Annotated in this window: 8 tRNA genes and 1 rRNA gene; all 9 read right to left on the bottom strand. The window is 44.2% G+C overall.

Going from position 1 to position 1,109, the window contains the following annotated elements:
* Window positions 1–81 precede the first annotated feature (81 nt).
* The 9 genes from V7121_RS11410 to rrf all read right to left on the bottom strand — a co-directional run bounded on the left by V7121_RS11410 (window position 82) and on the right by rrf (window position 967).
* A tRNA-Lys gene (locus tag V7121_RS11410) sits at window positions 82–154 on the bottom strand.
* 2 nt (window positions 155–156) lie between these two features.
* Window positions 157–231 (bottom strand) — tRNA-Gln (locus tag V7121_RS11405).
* Window positions 232–279: 48 nt separating this feature from the next.
* Window positions 280–364: transfer RNA gene (locus V7121_RS11400), tRNA-Tyr, on the bottom strand.
* 23 nt (window positions 365–387) lie between these two features.
* Window positions 388–460 (bottom strand) — tRNA-Thr (locus V7121_RS11395).
* Between the two features lie 22 nt (window positions 461–482).
* Window positions 483–558: transfer RNA gene (locus V7121_RS11390), tRNA-Val, on the bottom strand.
* Window positions 559–563: 5 nt separating this feature from the next.
* Window positions 564–638 (bottom strand) — tRNA-Glu (locus V7121_RS11385).
* An 18-nt stretch (window positions 639–656) separates the two neighbouring features.
* Window positions 657–729: transfer RNA gene (locus tag V7121_RS11380), tRNA-Thr, on the bottom strand.
* Between the two features lie 26 nt (window positions 730–755).
* Window positions 756–830, bottom strand: a tRNA-Asn gene (locus V7121_RS11375).
* A gap of 20 nt (window positions 831–850) precedes the next feature.
* Window positions 851–967 (bottom strand): 5S ribosomal RNA (gene rrf, locus V7121_RS11370).
* Window positions 968–1,109 lie beyond the last annotated feature (142 nt).

The following is a 1,109-nucleotide window of genomic DNA, read 5'->3' as shown; positions in this document are numbered from 1 at the left end:
CACAATTAAATATTTTATAATTTCCTATACAACAAAAAAAACCTTGGAGTATTCTCCAAAGTTTTTTTCATTTTTATAATATGAGCCATGAAGGACTCGAACCTTCGACCCTCTGATTAAAAGTCAGATGCTCTACCAACTGAGCTAATGGCTCTCTGGCTGGGCTAGCTGGATTTGAACCAACGCATGTCGCAGTCAAAGTGCGATGCCTTACCGCTTGGCTATAGCCCAATAATGATGTGATAAATCTAGTATGTCCAACTTTTTTAAAAATATAAATGGTGGAGGGGGACGGATTCGAACCGCCGAACCCGGAGGGAGCGGATTTACAGTCCGCCGCGTTTAGCCACTTCGCTACCCCTCCATATTAAATTTTAAAAAAGAAAGTGCCGGCGAGAGGACTTGAACCCCCAACCTACTGATTACAAGTCAGTTGCTCTACCAATTGAGCTACCCCGGCATAGGTTTACATAATAAGATTATGGTGGAGGATGACGGGATCGAACCGCCGACCCTCTGCTTGTAAGGCAGATGCTCTCCCAGCTGAGCTAATCCTCCGAAAATGGTGACCCCTACGGGACTCGAACCCGTGTTACCTCCGTGAAAGGGAGGTGTCTTAACCGCTTGACCAAGGGGCCATACTTAAATTATAGGAAAGCTTCCAAGCGGGCTCGAACCGCTGACCTCTTCCTTACCATGGAAGTGCTCTACCTACTGAGCTATGGAAGCATAGCAAACTTTAATAGACATAAAAATGGCTCCGCAGGTAGGACTCGAACCTACGACCGATCGGTTAACAGCCGATAGCTCTACCACTGAGCTACTGCGGAACGATAAAAAAATTATAAGGGCCTGGCAGCGTCCTACTCTCACAGGGACGCGTGTCCCAACTACCATCGGCGCTGAAAAGCTTAACTTCCGTGTTCGGTATGGGAACGGGTGTGACCTTCTCGCCATAACTGCCAGACCATTTATTTGACACTATTTTATTATAATGTCTTTTTTATTTTTTTCAAGAGGAAAATTAATTTTTTTCATTCCCTCAAAACTAGATAATGTAGAAGAAGTTTGTAAACTTAGAGTTCACCTAAAAATATTGGTTAAGTCCT

Source organism: Neobacillus drentensis, from assembly GCF_036962125.1.
Classification (GTDB): Bacteria; Bacillota; Bacilli; order Bacillales; family Cytobacillaceae; genus Neobacillus; species Neobacillus drentensis_B.
The sequence above is the reverse complement of the archived record's forward strand: the minus strand, read 5'-3'. Positions and strand labels throughout refer to the sequence as shown.